Genomic DNA, 19,074 nt, shown 5'->3' with positions numbered 1-19,074 from the left:
TCACTCCGCCGGCATCGCGCGCTGCGGCAGGGTAAAGCCCATCTGCTTGCGCTTTTCCGGCCGCTTGCGCGTCAGCGCCAGCACCATCCCCATTGAGATGGCGATGGCGATCTGCGAGGAGCCGCCATAGGAGATGAAGGGCAGCGTCATGCCCTTTGCCGGCACCAGTTGCAGGTTGACGCACATGTTGATCACGGCCTGCAGGCCGAACACGGTGACCAGACCGCCGACCGCATAACGGGTGAAGTCGTCATGCTCCTTGAGCGCCGTGTTGAGACCGCGCAGCACGATGAAGGCGAAGATCGACATGATGAAGAAGCACATGATCAGCCCGAACTCCTCGCCCGCGACCGAGAAGACGAAGTCGGCATGGCTGTCGGGGATGACACGCTTGACCGTGCCCTCGCCCGGCCCGACACCGAACCAGCCGCCATTGATCAGCGCATCGCGGCCCATGTCGACCTGGAACGTGTCGCCCTCGCCGGTGAGAAACTTGTCGATGCGCAGCGCGACGTGCGGAAACACCGTATAGGCGGCGAAGACACCGCCGACGCCGGCGGCGCCCAGCACGATGATCCAAAGCCATGGCAGCCCCGCCATGAAGAACATGATGCCCCAGGTGCCGGTGGTCAGCATGGTCTGTCCGAGATCCGGCTGCGCCACCAGCAGCGACACGACCAGCACCAGGAGCAGCATGGCGAACAGATTGCCCGGAATGTCGGGCTGGCGCTTGTGCTCGGCGAACAGCCACGCGCACATGATGACGAAGGCCGGCTTCAGGAACTCGGACGGCTGGATGGACAGGCCGGCGAGCGACACCCAGCGCCGCGCGCCCTTCACCTCGACGCCGACATAGAGCACCGCCACCATGAGCACCAGCATGAGACACAGCATGATCAGCGACATGCGCCGGATCTGCCTGGAATCGAGGAAGGAGACCGCCAGCATCACGCCGAGCGCAGGCACGGTGAAGATGATCTGCCGGGTGGCGAAATGGAAACTGTCGAGGCCGATGCGTTCGGCCACCGCGGGACTTGCCGCGAAGGACAACACGATGCCGAGCCCCATCAGCGACAGAAACGCCGCCAGAAACCAGCGATCTATGGTCCACCACCAGGTTGCGACCGGACTTTTGTCGAGACGGCTCTGCATTATCGTGCCCCTCCGATGGGTTTGACGCCATCCATAGCGCTCGCAGCTTGCCTGAAGGCTTCGCCACGGACCTCGAAATTCTTGAACTGGTCGAAACTGGCGCAGGCCGGCGACAACAGCACCACCGCCTCGCCACTGTCGTCCTTGGCCGCGTCATGCGCGGCATGCTCGACCGCCGCCGCCAGCGTGCCCGAGATCTCGTAGGGCACGGCCTCGCCGAGCGTCGCCGAAAAGGCGGGCGCCGCCTCGCCGATCAGATAGGCCTTGGCGATGCGCGGGAAGAAACCGCGTAGCGGCTCGATGCCGCCTTCCTTGGGCAGGCCGCCGGCGATCCAATAGATGCGATTGAAGCTGGACAGCGCGGGTGCGGCGGCATCGGCATTGGTCGCCTTGGAATCGTTGACGAACAGCACATGGTCCTTGCGGCCAACCTGCTCCATGCGGTGCGCCAGACCCGGGAAGCTTTCCAACCCAGACTGGATCTCGCCAAGGTTGAGCCCGACCTTGAGGCAAGCCGCGACGGCGGCCAACGCGTTTTGCGCATTGTGCTGACCACGCAGCGAGCCAATGCCTTCGAGGAAGGCAACCCGGCTGTAGCGGCCGTGCACGGCTTCCATCAGATTGGTGCTGTCGGCGAAATAGCCGTCGGTCAGCGGCAGGCGCTTGGAAATGCGGACGACCTGCCGCCCTGCCCGCTCCAGCCGATCGGCGATCTGCGCGCACCAGGAATCGTCGATCCCGATGATCGCCGTCTCGCTGCCCGCCACCAGCCGCTCCTTGATGGATGCGTAGTGCTGCATGGTGCCGTGGCGGTCGAGATGGTCGGGCGTCAGATTGAGCAGGATGCCCGCCGTCGGATTGATCGACGGCGCAAGGTCGATCTGGTAGGACGAGCATTCGACTACATACTGCCGGCCGGGCTTCGGCGGATCGAGCGTCATCACGGCACGACCGATATTGCCACCCATCTGCGTGTCGCGCCCGGAGGCTTGAAGGATATGCGCCGTCAGCGCCGTCGTCGTCGACTTCCCGTTGGTGCCGGTGATGGCGATGAAGGGAGCATCCGGCGCACGCTGCATCCGTTCCCTGCAGAACAGCTCGATATCGCCGATGATCTCAACGCCGGCCCCGCGCGCCAATTCCACGCTCCAGTGCGGCTTGGGATGGGTCAGCGGCACGCCGGGCGACAGCACGAAGGCGGAAAAACCGGCCCAGTCGGCGCTACGCAAATCGCCGGTGGCGATGCCGGTCGCGGCCGCCTTGGCGACGCTGCCGGGATTGTCGTCCCAGGCCAGCACCTCGGCTCCGCCCTCGATCAGCGCGCGCGCCGTGGCGATCCCCGAGCCGCCGAGCCCGAAGAGCGATACACGCTTGCCTGCGAAGGATGCGGCGGGGATCAAGTGGCGGCCTATCTGAGCTTGAGGGTGGAAAGACCGACCAGCGCCAGGATGACGGCGATGATCCAGAAGCGGATCACCACCTGGCTTTCGGTCCAGCCGAGCTTTTCGAAATGATGGTGGATAGGCGCCATCAGGAACACGCGCTTGCCGGTCATCTTGAAGTAGCCGACCTGGATGATGACCGAGAGAATCTCGACCACGAACAGGCCGCCGACGATGACGAGCACGATCTCGTGCTTGGTGGCGACGGCGACCGTGCCGATCAGGCCGCCCATGGCCAGCGATCCGGTGTCGCCCATGAAGATCGCCGCGGGCGGCGCGTTGAACCAGAGGAAGCCGAGGCCGGCGCCGATGACCGCGCCAAGCACGACCGCCAGTTCACCTGTGCCGGGCACGAAATGGATCTGCAGATATTCGGCGAAAACCGCGTTGCCCGAGAGATAGGCGATAACGCCAAAGGACGCCGCCGCGATCATGATCGGCACGATCGCCAGGCCGTCGAGGCCATCGGTCAGGTTCACCGCATTGCCGGCGCCGACGATGACGAAGCAGGAGAACGGAACGAAGAACCAGCCCAGGTTGATGATGAATTCCTTGGCGAAGGGGAACGTCAGCGACGACGAGAATGGCGCCTGGCCATTGTGCATGATCGCCCAGGCGGCGATGCCGGCGATAGCGAACTCCAACGCAAGCCGCGCCTTGCCGGAGAAGCCGAGATGCGACTGCTTCGTCACTTTCAGATAGTCGTCATAAAAGCCGATCGAGCCGAAGCCGAGCGTCACCAAAAGCACCACCCAGACATAGATGCTGGACAGGTTCGCCCACAAAAGCGACGAGCCGATGATACCGGACAGGATCATCAGTCCACCCATGGTCGGCGTGCCTGCCTTCTTGAAATGGGTCTGCGGCCCGTCGGCCCGGATCGGTTGGCCCTTGCCTTGCCTGAGCCGCAGCGAATTGATGATGGTCGGCCCGAAGATGAAGACGATCAGCGCGGAGGTGATCAGCGCCCCGCCGGTGCGGAACGTGATGTAGCGGAAGACATTGAAGACAGAGACCTTGTCCGCGAAATCGACCAGCAGTGTGAACATGCGCTTTCGTCCCCCGACTAGGTCTGGTTGCTTGTTGTCGTTTCAGCCGGGAATTTGCCCAGCAGCGCATCGACCAGTTTTGCAAAACCGATGCCCTTCGACGATTTGATCATCACCACGTCGCCCGGCTTCAGCGCGGCGAGCAGCACCGGCTTCAACTCCTCGACACCGGAGCGGTATTCCGTCCTGATATCGTCCGGCAGCGCTTCCGCCAGCGACCGCATTTCCGGGCCGCCGAGAAAGACTGTCCGCGTCCCCGTGCCGACGATGAGATCGGCAAGCGCGGCATGCAGCTTGGCCGAGTGATCGCCGAGTTCGAGCATGTCGCCAAGCACGGCGATGCGCCTGCCCTCGCCCGTCACCGGCGTCGCGTTGAGCAGCGCCATCGCCGCTGCCATCGAGGCCGGATTGGCGTTGTAGCTCTCGTCGATCAGCGTGATCGAACCACCGGCCTGGCCCGAAATCGGGCTCCCGGGATGCCTTAGCACGTGGCGCTTGCCGCGCCCGCGCTCGGCCGAAAGATCGGCCAGCGCCAATGCAACCTTGTCGAGATCGGCGCCAACCAGATGCGCGGCGCCGAGCACCGCCAGCACGTTCTGCACCATGTGCCGGCCGGGCGCGCCGATACGGGCGATCATATCGTGGCCGCTGATCCTGGCGGCGATGTCGGAATGGTCGGCATGCAACTCACACTTGACCAGCTTGAAGGTCGAGCGCGCATTCTCGCCGAAGCCAAGGATATGCTCGACGCCGGCAGCCCGTGCCATCCTGTCCAGCAGCTTGAAACGCGCGTCGTCGCGGTTGAGTACGGCAGCACCATCGGGCTCAAGGCCCTCGAAAATCTCGGCCTTGGCCTTGGCGATCTCGTCCAGGTTGCGGAAGAAGCCAAGATGCGCGGCCGCGATCATGGTGACGATGGCGACATGCGGCCGCACCATCTTCACCAGCGGCCGGATCTCGTTGGGGTGGTTCATGCCGATCTCGAACACGGCATAATCGCAATCGGCGGGCATGCGCGCCAAGGTCAGCGGGACACCCCAATGATTGTTGAAGGACTGCGCCGAGGCATGCACCTTGCCGACGGCCGAAAGCACGTGGCGCAGCGCCTCCTTGGTCGTGGTCTTGCCCGCCGAGCCGGTCACCGCGACGATCTTGGCTTGCGAGCGGGCGCGTGCCGCGACACCGAGCTTTTCCAGCGCGACCAGGACGTCGTCGACGACAATGATCGGCGCGGTCAACCGACCAAGTGAGGGCAGCTTGCCTTCTGCCACCACCAGCACGCCGGCGCCGGCCTTGATGGCCGCGGTGACGAAGTCATGGCCGTCCATCGCCTCGCCCTTGATGGCAAAGAAAGCGTCGCCCGGCTGCAGGCTGCGGCTATCGATCGAAATGCCCGATATGCCTTCGGGCATGGGGCCGAGCGGCCGCCCGTCCGTGGCGGCAACCAGCGCTTCCGACGTCCACAGCAAGCTCATGCGGCATGCCCCCGGAGCGCGCTGCGCACTTCCTCGTGGTCGGAGAAATGCAGGGTTTCCGAGCCGATCGTCTGGCCTTCCTCATGGCCCTTGCCGGCCACGATCAGTGTGTCGCCGGCATGCAGCATGGCGACAGCCTCGTGGATAGCCTTGCGCCGGTCGCCGATCTCCATGGCGCCGGGCGCGGCCTCAAGAATGGCGGCGCGGATGGTTTCGGGCACTTCCGAGCGCGGATTGTCGTCGGTGACGATGACGACATCGGCAAGCCGTGTCGCGATCTCGCCCATGATAGGTCGTTTGCCACGATCGCGGTCGCCGCCGCAGCCGAAGACGACCATGACACGGCCGGTGGTGAACGGACGCACCGAGGCCAGCACATTTTCGAGCGCGTCGGGCTTGTGTGCGTAATCGACATAGACCGGCGCGCCGCTCGCCGTGGTGCCGACGAGATCGAGCCGGCCCGGCGCGCCTTTCAATTTCTGCAATGCCGCCAAGGCTTTGGTGACAGGCATTCCAGTGGAAATGGCAAGCCCCGCCGAAACCAGCGCATTCGCAATCTGGAAATCGCCAGCGAGCGGCAGGTCGATCTCGTGGATCACACCGTCGGCCTCGACCTCGGCACGCTGGCGATGACGCTCATGCTCGACCCGCTTCAGCCTGAGGAAATCGCCATGGCGGCCGACCGTCAGCACGTCGAGCCCGGCGGCCCGCGCTGCCTTTATCGTCGGTTCGGACCACGGATCGTCGGCGAAGACGATGGCGGGGGCGCCCTTCGGCAGCAGCGTATCGAACAGGCGCAATTTGGCGCGATGATAATCCTCGATCGTCGGATGGTAATCCATGTGGTCGCGGCCGAGATTGGTGAAGCCCCCGGCCGAGAGCTTCACCCCATCGAGGCGGCGCTGGTCGAGCCCGTGGCTGGAGGCCTCCATGGAGGCGTGGGTAACGCCGGCATCGGCCAATTCCGTGAGCAACCGGTGCAGGGCGACCGGATCGGGTGTCGTCAGCGAACCATATTCGTTGCGGCCGGGCGCGACCACGCCAGTGGTCCCGATCGAGGCGGCGGCGTATCCCGCCTGTTCCCAAATCTGCCTGGTGAAGGCGGCGACCGAGGTTTTGCCGCTGGTGCCGGTAACCGCGACCATGGTTTGCGGCTGTTTGCCGAAGTAGCGGGCGGCACTCAACGCCAGCGCTAGGCGCGGGTCATCGACCGCCAGCACCGGAACCGGCAAATCGGCAAAGGCGCTGCGCTTGCCGACCACGATCATGGCGGCGCCACGCCGGGCCGCGTCGGCGGCGTAGCTCGCGCCATCGGCCTTGGTTCCGGCAAGCGCGAAAAAGACGACGCCCGGTTTTACCTGACGGGAATCGGACGAGATGCCGGTAACCTCCAGATCGGCGGAAGCTGTTCCTTCGACTGGCAGGATACCGGCTAAATCTTTGAGCTTCATCGAGTCCCGTTCACCGCAACAAAATAGCGCGCAGTTGCCGGCGCGCCCTAAGAATCACTGATAGGAAACCAGCGTTGCACCATTTTCATGGCTGAAATCTGGCTTCACGCCAAGCATGGCCGCTGAACGCCTGATGATATTGCCGGCCATAACCCCGGCATTGTTGGCAGCGACGTCGGTCATCCCAGGCTTTTCCGGATGCGGGGCGTCGGCGATCGTGAACACCAGATATTGCGGATCGTCCATCGGAAAGGCGGCGACAAAGGTGTTGAAATTCAACTCCTTCGAGTAACGGCCGTTGATGACCTTCTCGGCCGTGCCGGTCTTGCCGCCGACGCGGTAGCCGGGAACGCGGGCGTTTCTGGCCGAACCCTTCTCGGCGTTGAGCGAATAGAGGTAGCGCATGCCCTCGACAGTCTTTTCGGCAACCACTTTCTTGGCCGCCGCCATCGCGTCCTCTTGGCTGCGGACCAGGAATGTCGGCTGCATAAGGAAGCCGCCATTGACCAGCGCCGCGCAGCCGACAGCCGCTTGCAGCGGCGTCGTCGACACGCCATGGCCAAAGGCGATGGTGAACGAATTGACCTGCTTCCAGACTTTCGGTTCGGTCGGGCGGGCGACTTCAGGCAGTTCGGTCTGCATCTTCTCCAGGATGCCGAGGCGATGCAGGAATTCGCGGTGCGCCTCGATGCCGACCAGCTCTGCTTCCCTGGCCGATCCGATGTTGGACGAATAGAGGAACACCTCGGGCAACGACAGCACACGGTTCTTGCCGTGGAAATCGTGGATGGCCTGGTGGCCGACGCGGATTGGATGCGAAGCGTCGAAGCGGCTCGACATCGTCGCCTTGCCGGAATCAAGCGCCATGGCCGAGGTGAAGCTCTTGAATGTCGAGCCCATTTCATAGAGCCCAGCCGACATCCGGTTGAGCCGGTCCTTGTCCTGCGCATTGTAGGGGTTGTTCGGATCGAAATCCGGCACCGAGGCCATGGCCACCACTTCGCCGGTCTTGACGTTGAGCACGACAGCGCCCGCGCCCATGGCGCGATAGCGTTCCAGGCCGGCGGCGATCTCGTCGCGCACCACATGCTGGATGCGCAGGTCGATCGAAAGCTTCACCGGCCTGAGATCCTTCGCCACCGCCAGGCCCGACGCCTGCAGGTCGCTCAGGCCCTGCTCATCGATATATTTCTCCATGCCGGAGATGCCCTGGTTGTCGATGTTGGTCAGGCCGACAACGTAGGACGAGGTTTCGCCGCTTGGATAGAAACGGCGCTTTTCGGTGCGGAAGCCAAAACCGGGAATGCCGAGCTGCATGATGTCGGCCTGCTGCTTGGGCGTCAGCTGCCGCTGCAGCCAGACGAAGCCGGCGCCGCTCTTCAGCTTGTGATAGGTCTGCTCGTAGTCGATTTCGGGCAGCACCGTCGACAGCTTCTCGATCGCCTCGTCGGCATCGACGATGCGGCGCGGCTCGGCGAACAGCGACGCCGTCTTGATGTCGGTGGCCAGCACTTCGCCGTTGCGGTCGACAATGTCAGGCCGCGAGGCGGTCACCCGGCTCTGCGGGCCGCCCGACAGGTCGGGTGTCTGGAAACCGAGATAGACCAGCCGCCCCGATATGGTCGAGAAGATGCCGAAGAACACCGCCATCGTCATCACGATGCGCGCCTTGCCCTTGCCGCCAGTGGCCTTGCGGGCGCCTTCGACCACGATCGATCTTTCCTCGCCCGTCCTGGCGCGGCTTACCGACGCGAAGCGCTTCAGCAGTTTGCCGATCATTGGGCAATATCTCCGGTCACGACGGGATCCTTGTCGCCTGAAGGCGCCTTGTCGGAATTGTCGGCCATGGCGCCCTGGCGCCCGTTCAGGATGTCCTGGATATCGAGGGCCTTGGCCGGCAGGTCGCCCAGGCCCACGATCTGGCGGGCACTGACCGGCTCCAGCGCGAGCTGCGCTTTATAGAGTTCGGCCAGCTTCTGCAGGCGCGACGGCTGGGTGAGCAGGCTCCAGTCGGCTTTGAGCAGGTCGATCGTGTCCTCCTCGTAACGTATCTCAGCGTGGATCTTCTGCACGGCCGCCAACTGGTCCTCGGCCTCGCGCTTGGCCTTGTAGGTCAGGGCGGCCGCCGAAACCATGACGGCGATCAGGACTATGTCGCTGGTACGAAACACGTGCTTACCTCTCCCCCGGCCGGTCGATGCCGGGAAGCTTTGGAAGGCCGAAAATCGAAAAATCGTCGCCCCGCGCCGGAGCCTCGGTGCGGATCGCGGCACGCAGCCTGGCCGAGCGGGCGCGTGGGTTGGCCGCAACCTCGGCGTCGCCTGCGGTCACCCCGCCACCAGCCTTGCGGAATGTCGCGGTGCGCGCCTGCGCCTCCGGCATGTGGCGCGAGCCGGTCATGGCGTCGGCGCGGTCGGCGATGAAGCGCTTGACGATACGGTCTTCCAGTGAATGGAACGTCACCACGGCGAGCCGTCCACCAGGCTTCAGCACGCGTTCGGCCGCGAACAGCGCCCTGGCCAGTTCGCCGAGCTCGTCATTGACGAAGATGCGTAGCGCCTGGAAGACGCGGGTCGCCGGATGAATCTTGTCCTTCGGCGCGCGTCCGATATGGGTTTCGATCGCATCAGCGAGTTCCAGCGTGCGCTCGAATGGCCGTTTTTCCCGGCGCGCCTCGATCATGCGGGCGATGCGGCCGGCGTGACGCTCTTCGCCGAGGAAGCCGAAGATGCGGGCAAGGTCGCCCGGCTTGAAACTGTTGACGACATCGGCAGCACTCAGGCCCGCCTGCGCCATGCGCATGTCGAGCGGTCCGTCGCTGCGGAAGGAAAAGCCACGCTCGGCCTGGTCGAGTTGCATGGAGGAAACGCCGATGTCGAGCACGACGCCATCGGCGCTTTCTACCTTGTCGTCGAGCGTCGAGAATGGCGCCTGCACCAGCTTCAGCCGGCCGCCGGATTGCGCCTCGAGGTCGCGCCCGGCCGCGATCGCATCTGGATCGCGGTCGATGGCAATCACGGACGCGCCCGTCGCCAGGATGGCCTTGGTGTAGCCGCCGGCGCCGAACGTGCCGTCGATGACGATGTCGCCCTCCGCCGGCGCCAGCGCTTCCAGCACTTCGCCAAGCAGGACCGGAATGTGGCGGACCGATCCGCCAACGGCGTTGACATCATCGCCGTGGTCCACCGTCATTCCGGTCGCTCCCCGGCCTTGGCCTCGTGAGCCTTCGTCCCCTGCCGAAGCTGCAAAAGCCTGGCACGCGCCTGCGCCCCATAGGTCGCTAGCCGTCCCGGCTCCCATATCTGAAAGAAATTGCCGCGCCCGACAAAGGCCACCTCCGCGGAAATGCCGGTATGTTCGCGAATGAAATCGGTCATGGTGATGCGGCCGTCCTGGTCGAGTTTCAGGAACGCTCCGTCGCCATGGCAGAAGAACGACATGTCGTCCGCGGTCCGCAGGAACGGGTCTTCCTGCGCGATGCGTTGCTCGTAGCGGTCGAGCAGATCGAGCCCGCCGACATCCATCGAAGGCAGGTCCAGGCAACGCAACGCGTAGAGTTCCGAATAGCCGCGCTTCTGCACCACGGCACGGAAATGCGCCGGCACGGACACCCGCCCCTTCACATCGATCCTGCTCACCGTGTTCGACAGAAACCGGTCCATCACACGTTGCGGCCGCCTGCGCAGCCGCACCCCTCTTCATCGTGTCGTACGCGCCACCGCAGCGCTGCGTCTGCCCCGCACCAACCCCGTCCACACGGGCGAAAATCTGCAAACGCGCAGCCGCCGCGGCTGCCCGATTGGCGTACGCTTTACCCTGACGCGGAACGAAGGCTTTGATGTCGAAATGGGATATCATGGGGCACTATGGGCGTCAACGGGAATAGGGCTTCGCAACCATGCGCATCACGCCCGTGAGAAAGGCTGTGACGGCACGTTTCGTCTTTATGGTCTATTAAGCCTAACGAACCGTTTAGAGCCTCGCTGGTCCAAGTGGAGATGCCTTGCCGCGAGCCGCGGCCGGGCATAGCGTCTCCCCCATCTCACCGATCGCCAAGGGATTTGAAACTCGATGTCTGAAACTGCCAAATCGCGCGCCGCGGCCCTTCCCCATTTGCGTCGCAGCGGGTTTGCCATGGGCGATTCCATTCCCCTGCCACTGACCATGGCCGCCATCTTTCATGCGCCGGGCGATGCCACCGGCTTCAATCAGTACGGCCGTTTCAGCAACCCGACATGGGATGCCGTCGAACACATGTTGTCCCATTTGGAAGACGCGCCCTGCGTCGGTTTTCCCTCGGGAATGGCAGCGATCTCGGCGGCATTCTTTGCCGTGCTCAAGGCCGGCGACCATGTCCTGCTGCCTTCGGACGGCTATCACACCACCAGGGCGCTGGCTGATCGCTTCCTGAAACCGCTCGGCGTCTCCTACGATGTGCGGCCGACATCGACTTTCCTCGACGGCGGTTTTGCGGGCTACCGCCTGGCGTTCGTCGAAACGCCGGCCAATCCGGGGCTGGACATCTGCGATATCGCCGCTGTCGCCGATGCCGTCCACAAGGCCGGCGCGCTGCTGGTGGTCGACAACACGACGATGACGCCGTTCGGCCAGCGTCCTCTCGATCACGGTGCCGATATCGTTGTCGCCGCCGACACCAAGGCACCCAATGGCCATTCCGACGTGCTGTTCGGACATGTTGCCAGCCGCAATGCGGATATCATCGCAGCCGTGACCGGCTGGCGCGAGGTCTCGGGCAGCATCCCCGGGCCGTTCGAAGCCTGGCTGGTGCATCGCGGCCTGGAAACATTGGATGTGCGCTTCGACCGCATGTGTTCGTCGGCGGAAGTGATCGCGCGGCGCCTGCAAGGCCATCGGGCGATCAACGGCTTGCGCTATCCCGGCCTGGAAGGCGATCCCTCGCACAATCTTGCCCGCGCCCAGATGGAGCGCTTCGGCTTCCTCATCTCCTTCGAACTTGCTTCGGAGCAGAAAGCCGAGGACTTCATCAACAATTGCGACCTGATGCAGGCCGCAACCTCCTTCGGCGGCGTCCACAGCTCGGCCGAACGGCGCTTGAAGCGAGGTGACGCGGTTCCGGCTGGCTTCGTTCGCCTGTCGGTCGGTTGTGAGCCGGTGGAAGAACTCTGGAAGGCGATCGAGGCCTCGCTGGACAGGATCAGCGACTGAACGGGCTGATCACGACCCGAGGTCGTCGGCTTCGATGTTGCGATGGCCGTGCAGCACGCGAAATATTTCGATTGCGTCGCCGCGGGCCCGATCCAAGGTGAGATATTCGCCGACAATCAGATGGCGTATGCCGGGCGCTATGGCGCAACCTTCCGGTACCAAAGGCTTAATCCCAGATGTCGTGGAGAGAAACTGCCAGCTGGCCTGTAAGCCGGGTTTTGTATGGCCCTCGCCCCTTGCGACGCGAGAACGTGGCGGCCATTCATCTTGGGCGCATGTTGCCATGCGCCTCACGCAACCTACCCGGACGGTGGGCCGGAAACAGCCCTCGAGGGTTTCCCCTCGCACCGCCCCTATTCGGTCTTGCTCCCGGTGGGGTTTGCCGTGCCGCTCCTGTTGCCAGTCGCGCGGTGGGCTCTTACCCCACCCTTTCACCCTTACCCCGACAAAGTCGTGGCGGTTTGCTTTCTGTGGCACTTTCCCTGGGGTCGCCCCCGCCGGCCATTAACCGGCACCGTGTTTCCATGGAGCCCGGACTTTCCTCACCCGCGGCCTTTCGGCGTTTGCGGGTGCGGCCGCCCGGCCAGCTGGCAGGGCGTATAAAGGGGTTAACACCGCAAAACGCAACCGAAAAAGCCAGTCGTGGTCGGTTCTTATCAAGCCGGTGCGCCGACAGCCGCCAACTGAACCTTGACCTTACTGCAATAGGCCGCCGAAACCGGGTTCATGCGGGTGGCGCCATGGCCGGCATTGTATTTCAGGATGGTGCCGCAGGTCGTGCCGCCGCCGAGGTCGCGCGCCATGGCGAGATACTTCATGCCGTATTTGATGTTGGTGTCGGGATCGAACAGGCCCTTGGCCGACCCGCTGTAACCCATCATGCGCGCGGTTGCCGGCTTGATCTGCATCAGTCCGATCTCGCCGGCGCCGCCGACCATGTTCGGCCGGTAGTTGCTCTCGATCTTGATCACGGCCTGGGCCAGCGACGCCGGAACCCCGTAGGTCGCCGCGTATCGGCCGACAATCGCGGAATACTGGCCGCCGCTCGTCACCGCCTCGGTCGCCGCAGCGACGTTGCCGAGACCGATCGATGCCGTCGTCGTCATGTCCACGGTTTTGCGGCCGCGCTTTGCCTGCCTCTGGACGGAGGATTTCCCTGCTTTGGTCCAACTAGCCTTGGTCCCACTTGCCTTGGTCCCACTTGCCTTGGCCCAGCTTGCCTTTTCCACTTTCGCGGAAGCCTGCTTCGTCGTCGCCTTCGCACTCTTGCTGCTTTTGGCCGAAATGGCCTTGCCTTTGGCGGATGCCGCGACGAGACCCTGGTCGGCCCGTGGACTTAACGGCGCGGCGTCTGCCGCACTGAAGGCAAAACTCATTACCCCGGCAGCAAGAGCTGCCGTTAAACCGGTCAATTTCTGCATGTGATCCTGTTCTGTTGGGGCCACGCGAAGATGTTCGCGTGGCATCGCTTGATCAATATCGGAACACCCGGGGGATGGATGTCCGACAAACTGTACGAAACGCCCTTTGAAGCCCGATTTGGCGTCAATGAAGGCGAGGCAAGTCACTTTCAGTGACAGTTTGTAACTTTATGACCGGGAAGGATTACTTGGACCGGCTCTTGACCTGAGGTCAATTCCTCACGGAAGCAAGCAGTTTCTGCAGCGTGCGCATCGTCGAGCCGTCGGCGATTCCATCGATCCGGCGCGGTCGAAAATGCCGTTGAAAGGCCTCGACGACAATTCGTGTCCGGTCGTCGAAAACGCCCGATATCTCGACGCCATAGCCATAAAGCGACAGCATCGACTGCAGCGTCTCCACATCGGCACCGCGGTCACCGGGCTTCAGCGCGGCTCCGCGCCTGACGGGAGCGGCCGGCACCAGATGGCCGACGCCAGCCTCGAACAGTGCCGCCCAGGGGAACTTCTCGCCGGGATCGATCTTGCGCCCCGGCGCCACGTCGGAGTGCGCCAGCACCCGCTCGGCGGCGATCGCGTGCCGCGCGGCAATCCCCTTGCACAGCTCGATGACCACCGCGATCTGACGTTTCGGAAAGCCGGGATAGCCGAGTGAATGGCCGGGATTGACGATTTCGATGCCGATCGAGCAGGAATTGATGTCGGTGCGTCCGAACCAGGAACTCTGGCCGGCGTGCCACGCGCGATCGCTTTCCCGGACCATCTGCACGATGTGACCATTCTCGTGGACGAGATAATGCGACGAGACTTCACTCGCCGGGTCGCACAGCCAGGCTTCGGCCCCAGCCCCGGTTGCCATGCCCGTGTAGTGCAGCACAATCATGTCGGGCTTCTGCGCATCGCGCCTTGGCCCGAAATTCGGCGATACCCTGACCTCGGCGTTCGGCTCATCGGGCAGGAAGCCGCTCATGCGTGCCGCAGGCCCCGCTCGATCATCTCGTAGGCGGCGTTGATCGCCGCGACCCTGGTCGTCGCGATCTTGATGAATTCCTGCGGCAGCCCGCGCGCGATCAGCCTATCCGGGTGGTTGTCCGACACCAGCTTGCGATAGCGTTTCCTGACCTCCTCGAACGGCTTGCCCCGCTCGATGCCGAGGACGAGATAGGGGTCGCCGGCACCAAGATTGACGTGCCGCGCCATGATCGATTCGTAGTGCGTCTCGTCGATACGGAAGATCTCGGCGATACGGTGCAGGAAGATGCCTTCGCGCTCATGCACCAGCCCATCGGCCTTGGCGATGTGGAACAGGCCGTCGAGTATGTCTTCCAGCATCACGCAATTGGAGTGCCCGGAGCCGCAGAGCTGCGCCATGCGCTCGGCATAGGTTTCGAAACCGGCGACGTCCCGCTGGGCCAGATCGAACAGCCGCGCGACGTTGCGCGTCTCCTTCGGCGGCACTTCGAAGATTTCCTGGAAGGCGCGCACCTCATCCTGGGTGACGATGCCATCTGCCTTGGCCATCTTGGCCGACAGCGCGATCATCGCCACAGAGAAGGCAATGCGGCGGCGCAGGTCTGCATCGCCGGAGAAAACCGTGCGCACAGCTTCGACCACGTCGGCGACGCCTGATGTGGTTGACGACGAAACCCGCGTGATGAAGTCGCCGAGGCGATCCCAAATCGACATGGCCAGCTTCATAGAGCCAACCGGTCCCCGCTATCAAGCCATTAACGGCCTCTCTTTTTCGGGCCCCTGACCAGAGACGATCGACGGTCCCGAGCGCGGTCTCCACGAGAAAAGGCCGGCATGAAGCCGGCCTTCCTCCCAAGACACTTACTGCTTACAAACTACTGCGCGGGCGCAGGAGCGGGCGTTGCCGGAGCCGGCTCGGCAGGCTTGGTCGAATTATCGGCCGGGGCCGCAGGCTTCATCGGCTGCTCGGCAACCGGCGGATTGGTGCTCTGCGTTGTGGTGTTGTCAGTGCCTTTGCCGCTGTCGCTGCAGGCCGCGACACCCAGCAGGGCAAGGGCGGACACCGAAGCAAGAATGAGCTTTTTCATTACGTCTCTCCTTCAACACACGTTCACGTTGCGGTGAACGGTCGAAGGAGAAATGCTCTGGACGGCCACGGGTTTCATAACGTTCCGTTTCCGCCTGTAACATCAATGGCATGCAGGCGACATTGCTGCCGGCGCTTCGGCGCTTTAACAACGACTCCGGAAACGAAATACCGGAGACAGCCGCATGACCGCGAAATGGGATTTCTGGATCGATCGCGGCGGCACCTTCACCGATATTATCGGCCGCGACCCGCAAGGCGGGCTGCATCCGCGCAAGTTGCTATCGGAGAATCCTGAAGCCTATGCCGATGCGGCCATTCAGGGCATCCGCGACCTGCTCGACCTTGAAGCGGCCGCCGCGATCCCGTCCAGCCTGATCGGCGACATCAAGATGGGCACGACGGTGGCGACCAACGCCCTCCTGGAGCGCAAGGGCGACCGCGTGTTGTTGCTCATCACCAAGGGGTTTCGCGATGCGCTAGGGATTGCGTACCAGGCGCGACCGGACATTTTCGCCAAGGAGATCATCCTTCCCGAACAGCTTTATGAGCGCGTCATCGAGGTCGACGAGCGCGTGCTCGCCGACGGCTGCGTCGAACGGCTGCTCGACATATCAGCCTGCCGGCTGGCCATGGAACAAGCGAAAGCGGATGGCATCGACGCGGTGGCGATCGTCTTCATGCATGCCTGGAAATACCCCGATCACGAGAAGGCGGTGGCCAAGGTCTGCCGCAAGCTTGGTTTCGGCCAGGTCTCGGTCAGCCACGAGGTCTCGCCGTTGATCAAGCTGGTCGGCCGCGGCGACACCGCGGTGGTCGACGCCTATCTGTCACCAATCCTCTCCCGCTATGTGCAAAGGGTGGCGGGAGAGCTGGGTGCGGCGAGAGAAAACAACGGATTCCCCCGCCTGATGTTCATGATGTCTTCTGGCGGGCTCACCGCCGCCGACATGTTCCAGGGCAAGGACGCACTGCTGTCGGGCCCGGCCGGCGGCGTGGTCGGCATGGTCGAGACGGCGAAGCTCGCCGGTTTCGACAAGGTCATCGGCTTCGACATGGGCGGCACGTCCACCGACGTCGCCCACTATGACGGCGAGTATGAACGGGCCTTCGACACCGAAGTGGCTGGTGTGCGCGTCCGCGCGCCGATGATGCGCATCCACACGGTCGCCGCCGGCGGCGGCTCGATCCTGCACTACGAGGCCGGCCGTTTCCGCGTCGGACCGGCCTCCGCGGGCGCCAATCCCGGCCCCGCCGCCTACCGGCGAGGCGGCCCGCTGGCGGTGACCGATGCCAATGTGATGCTCGGCAAGCTGCAGCCTGATTTCTTCCCGTCGATCTTCGGTTCCCGCCAGGGCGCACCGCTCGACGCGGAAACCGTGCGTGCGAAATTCGCGGCACTTGCCACCGAGATCGGCGATGGCCGGCCGCCCGAATCGGTCGCCGAGGGCTTCGTCACCATCGCGGTCGAGAACATGGCCAATGCGATCAAGAAGATTTCCGTGCAGCGCGGCTACGACATCACCGAATATCTCCTGAACTGCTTCGGCGGCGCCGGCGGACAGCACGCGTGCCTGGTCGCGGACGCGCTTGGCATGGAGGCCGTGCTGATCCATCCCTTCTCCGGCCTGCTTTCGGCCTATGGCATCGGGCTGGCCTCGGTGTTCGCCTCGCGCCAGCAGGCGCTGCTCAAGCCGCTCGCCGAAGAGTCCATAACGGAGATTGGCGACCTCATCGCCACCTTGAAAAAGGCCGTTATCGCGGAGCTGGCGGCGCAAGGCATCGCCGAGGCCGCGGTTGCCACCAGGCCGGTGCTGCACATTCGCTATGACGGCACCGACACGACCCTCCCGGTGAATTTTGAGAACGATTCGATTTTCCAGGCAAAGCGCGATTTCGAAATCGCCCACAAAGCGCAATTCGGTTTCGTCTATGACGCCAAACCGATGATGGTCGAGACCGTCGGCGTCGAGGGCACCGAAACCGGCCAGACCAGCGCCGAGGCCCATGCGCCTGCCGGACCGGCAACGATCCATCCAGCCGCTTCCGAAACCCGGCGTATCTACACGGAGGGCCAGTGGCATGACGCTGGCGTCTACCGTCGCGAGACCCTGGGACCGTCCAATCTGGTCGCCGGCCCCGCTTTGATCATCGAGCCGAACCAGACCATCGTCGTCGAGCCGGGCTGGCGGGCCGAAATCACCGACCTCAATCACGTCGTCATACGCCGCACGGAAAAGAAAACGCGCGCCGCTGCCCTGGGCACGCAAGCCGATCCGGTGATGCTCGAAATCTTCAACAATCTCTTCATGTCGATCGCCGAGCAGATGGGGGTGACGCTGCAGAACACCGCCTATTCCGTCAACATCAAGGAACGGCTGGATTTTTCCTGCGCTGTGTTCGACCACACCGGGGCGCTGGTCGCCAATGCGCCGCACATGCCGGTGCATCTCGGCTCCATGGATCGTTCGGTCGAAACCATCATCCGGCTGAACTCCAGCGACATCCATCCCGGGGACGTCTTTGCCTTGAATGCCCCCTATAATGGCGGCACGCATCTACCCGACATCACCGTGGTGACACCGGTGTTCGACGACATCAGGAAAAACATCCTCTTCTGGGCGGCCTCGCGCGGCCACCATGCCGACATTGGCGGCACCGCCCCGGGCTCGATGACGCCGCTCGCCACCACGGTCGACGAGGAAGGCGTTCTGTTCGACAACTTCCGTATCGTCGACCGTGGAAAATTCCGCGAGACGGAGTTGCATACGCTGCTCACCGATCATCGCTACCCCGCCCGCAACCCGCACCAGAACATCGCCGACCTCAAGGCACAGATTGCCGCCAACGAGAAGGGCGTCGCCGAACTGCGCAAGATGGTCTCCCATTTCGGACTCGACGTCGTCGAGGCCTATATGGGCCATGTCCAGGACAATGCCGCCGAGAGCGTGCGCCGCGTGCTGGAGCGGCTGCCGGACACGTCGGAATATGAATATCCGACCGATACCGGCCAGGTCATCAAGGTGAAGATCACGGTCGACCGGCAAAAGCGCGAGGCGACCGTCGACTTCACCGGCACGTCGCCTGTCATGAAGAACAATTTCAACGCGCCCGAACCGGTCGCTCGGGCCGCCGTGCTCTACGCCTTCCGCGTCATGGTCGAGGACATGATCCCGATGAACGCCGGCTGCCTCAGGCCGATCAACATCGTCATTCCCGACGGCTGTATGCTGAAGCCGGCCTACCCTGCCGCCGTCGTCGCCGGCAATGTCGAGACCTCGCAGCACGTAACCAATGCGCTGTTCGGCGCCATGGGGGCGATGGCCAATGCGCAAGGCACGATGAACAACCTGACTTTCGGCAACAAGAAATACCAATATTACGAGACCATCTGTTCGGGCTCGCCGGCCGGCCATATGAACTCCGGCCGCGGCTTTGGCGGCACCTCCGGCGTGCACACCCATATGACCAATTCGCGCCTAACCGATCCGGAGGTGCTTGAACTGCGCTTCCCCGTGGTGCTGGAGGATTTTCACATTCGCCAGGGATCCGGCGGCAAGGGCAAATGGAACGCCGGCGACGGCACCAGACGCACCATCCGCTTCCTGGAGAAAATGGAATGCGCCATCCTCTCCTCACACCGCAACCGGCCGCCGCAAGGGCTGGATGGGGGCGGCGACGGCGAGGTCGGCTCGACCAAGGTCCGCCGCAACGACGGCACGGTCGACGTGCTGAAAGCCTGCGACCAGACCGTGCTCGACGCTGGCGAGGCCGTCATCGTGACGACGCCGACGCCGGGCGGGTTTGGCAAGCTGTAAGGGAGACGTCAACAGGCTGTCAC

At 63.7% G+C, this 19,074-nt stretch carries 16 protein-coding genes and 1 other RNA gene; 3 read left to right on the top strand and 14 right to left on the bottom strand.

Annotated features, from left to right (window positions below):
- From ftsW to mraZ, 9 genes are read right to left on the bottom strand one after another with little or no spacing between them, the layout of a single operon-like run.
- Entirely contained in the window at positions 1-1,152 is a 1,152-nt protein-coding gene (gene ftsW, locus X742_RS168575) for a putative lipid II flippase FtsW (RefSeq protein ID WP_015317209.1), read from the bottom strand.
- Positions 1,152-2,552 carry a UDP-N-acetylmuramoyl-L-alanine--D-glutamate ligase gene (gene murD / locus X742_RS168580; RefSeq protein WP_023769663.1) on the bottom strand — a complete coding sequence of 467 codons (1,401 nt, stop codon included), beginning with the start codon at positions 2,550-2,552 and terminating at the stop codon, positions 1,152-1,154. Before murD ends, ftsW begins: the two co-directional genes overlap by 1 nt.
- A gap of 8 nt (positions 2,553-2,560) precedes the next feature.
- Positions 2,561-3,643: a phospho-N-acetylmuramoyl-pentapeptide-transferase gene (mraY, locus tag X742_RS168585; RefSeq protein ID WP_023769662.1), complete on the bottom strand. Its 1,083-nt coding sequence runs from the start codon at positions 3,641-3,643 to the stop codon at positions 2,561-2,563.
- A 17-nt stretch (positions 3,644-3,660) separates the two neighbouring features.
- Entirely contained in the window at positions 3,661-5,118 is a 1,458-nt protein-coding gene (locus X742_RS168590; RefSeq protein WP_023769661.1) for a UDP-N-acetylmuramoylalanyl-D-glutamyl-2,6-diaminopimelate--D-alanyl-D-alanine ligase, read from the bottom strand.
- A complete protein-coding gene (locus tag X742_RS168595) occupies positions 5,115-6,569 on the bottom strand; it encodes a UDP-N-acetylmuramoyl-L-alanyl-D-glutamate--2,6-diaminopimelate ligase (RefSeq protein ID WP_023769660.1) in 1,455 nt (484 codons plus the stop codon). Before X742_RS168595 ends, X742_RS168590 begins: the two co-directional genes overlap by 4 nt.
- Before the next feature lie 54 nt (positions 6,570-6,623).
- Complete coding sequence (locus tag X742_RS168600; protein WP_023769659.1) at positions 6,624-8,348, bottom strand: penicillin-binding protein 2; 1,725 nt, start codon at positions 8,346-8,348, stop codon at positions 6,624-6,626.
- The gene (locus X742_RS168605; protein ID WP_023769658.1) at positions 8,345-8,740 is read right to left on the bottom strand and encodes a hypothetical protein; all 396 of its coding nucleotides are present in this window, start codon (positions 8,738-8,740) and stop codon (positions 8,345-8,347) included. The genes X742_RS168600 and X742_RS168605 overlap by 4 nt, the downstream gene beginning before the upstream one ends.
- Before the next feature lie 4 nt (positions 8,741-8,744).
- The gene (gene rsmH, locus X742_RS168610; RefSeq protein ID WP_023769657.1) at positions 8,745-9,761 is read right to left on the bottom strand and encodes a 16S rRNA (cytosine(1402)-N(4))-methyltransferase RsmH; all 1,017 of its coding nucleotides are present in this window, start codon (positions 9,759-9,761) and stop codon (positions 8,745-8,747) included.
- Positions 9,758-10,231 carry a division/cell wall cluster transcriptional repressor MraZ gene (mraZ, locus tag X742_RS168615; protein ID WP_023769656.1) on the bottom strand — a complete coding sequence of 158 codons (474 nt, stop codon included), beginning with the start codon at positions 10,229-10,231 and terminating at the stop codon, positions 9,758-9,760. Before mraZ ends, rsmH begins: the two co-directional genes overlap by 4 nt.
- 409 nt (positions 10,232-10,640) lie before the next feature.
- On the opposite strand from mraZ, the gene X742_RS168620 reads away from it, so the two are divergent.
- Complete coding sequence (locus X742_RS168620; RefSeq protein ID WP_023769655.1) at positions 10,641-11,756, top strand: cystathionine gamma-lyase; 1,116 nt, start codon at positions 10,641-10,643, stop codon at positions 11,754-11,756.
- A 191-nt stretch (positions 11,757-11,947) separates the two neighbouring features.
- Here X742_RS168620 and rnpB read toward each other — a convergent pair.
- Positions 11,948-12,347, bottom strand: an RNA gene (gene rnpB / locus X742_RS1000000171425) — RNase P RNA component class A.
- Between the two features lie 65 nt (positions 12,348-12,412).
- Positions 12,413-13,042, bottom strand: a complete 630-nt coding sequence (locus X742_RS168625) for a transglycosylase SLT domain-containing protein (RefSeq protein ID WP_245275476.1) — start codon at positions 13,040-13,042, stop codon at positions 12,413-12,415.
- Between X742_RS168625 and X742_RS1000000175380 the strand changes: the two genes are divergently transcribed.
- On the top strand, positions 12,963-13,181 hold the full coding sequence (locus X742_RS1000000175380; RefSeq protein ID WP_245275480.1) for a hypothetical protein: 219 nt from the start codon (positions 12,963-12,965) through the stop codon (positions 13,179-13,181). The genes X742_RS168625 and X742_RS1000000175380 overlap by 80 nt on opposite strands.
- Before the next feature lie 207 nt (positions 13,182-13,388).
- On the opposite strand, the gene X742_RS168630 is transcribed toward X742_RS1000000175380, so the two are convergent.
- The 3 genes from X742_RS168630 to X742_RS168640 all read right to left on the bottom strand — a co-directional run bounded on the left by X742_RS168630 (position 13,389) and on the right by X742_RS168640 (position 15,234).
- Positions 13,389-14,144, bottom strand: a complete 756-nt coding sequence (locus X742_RS168630; protein ID WP_023769651.1) for an N-acetylmuramoyl-L-alanine amidase — start codon at positions 14,142-14,144, stop codon at positions 13,389-13,391.
- Positions 14,141-14,860: a DnaJ family molecular chaperone gene (locus tag X742_RS168635; protein ID WP_023769650.1), complete on the bottom strand. Its 720-nt coding sequence runs from the start codon at positions 14,858-14,860 to the stop codon at positions 14,141-14,143. The genes X742_RS168630 and X742_RS168635 overlap by 4 nt, the downstream gene beginning before the upstream one ends.
- A gap of 161 nt (positions 14,861-15,021) precedes the next feature.
- A complete protein-coding gene (locus tag X742_RS168640) occupies positions 15,022-15,234 on the bottom strand; it encodes a hypothetical protein (protein WP_023769649.1) in 213 nt (70 codons plus the stop codon).
- Positions 15,235-15,418: 184 nt separating this feature from the next.
- On the opposite strand from X742_RS168640, the gene X742_RS168645 reads away from it, so the two are divergent.
- Positions 15,419-19,051 carry a hydantoinase B/oxoprolinase family protein gene (locus tag X742_RS168645; protein ID WP_023769648.1) on the top strand — a complete coding sequence of 1,211 codons (3,633 nt, stop codon included), beginning with the start codon at positions 15,419-15,421 and terminating at the stop codon, positions 19,049-19,051.
- Positions 19,052-19,074 lie beyond the last annotated feature (23 nt).

The organism is Mesorhizobium sp. LNHC229A00 (assembly GCF_000502415.1).
In the GTDB taxonomy this organism is placed as follows: domain Bacteria; phylum Pseudomonadota; class Alphaproteobacteria; order Rhizobiales; family Rhizobiaceae; genus Mesorhizobium.
This window is presented reverse-complemented; position numbering and strand designations above follow the sequence as displayed.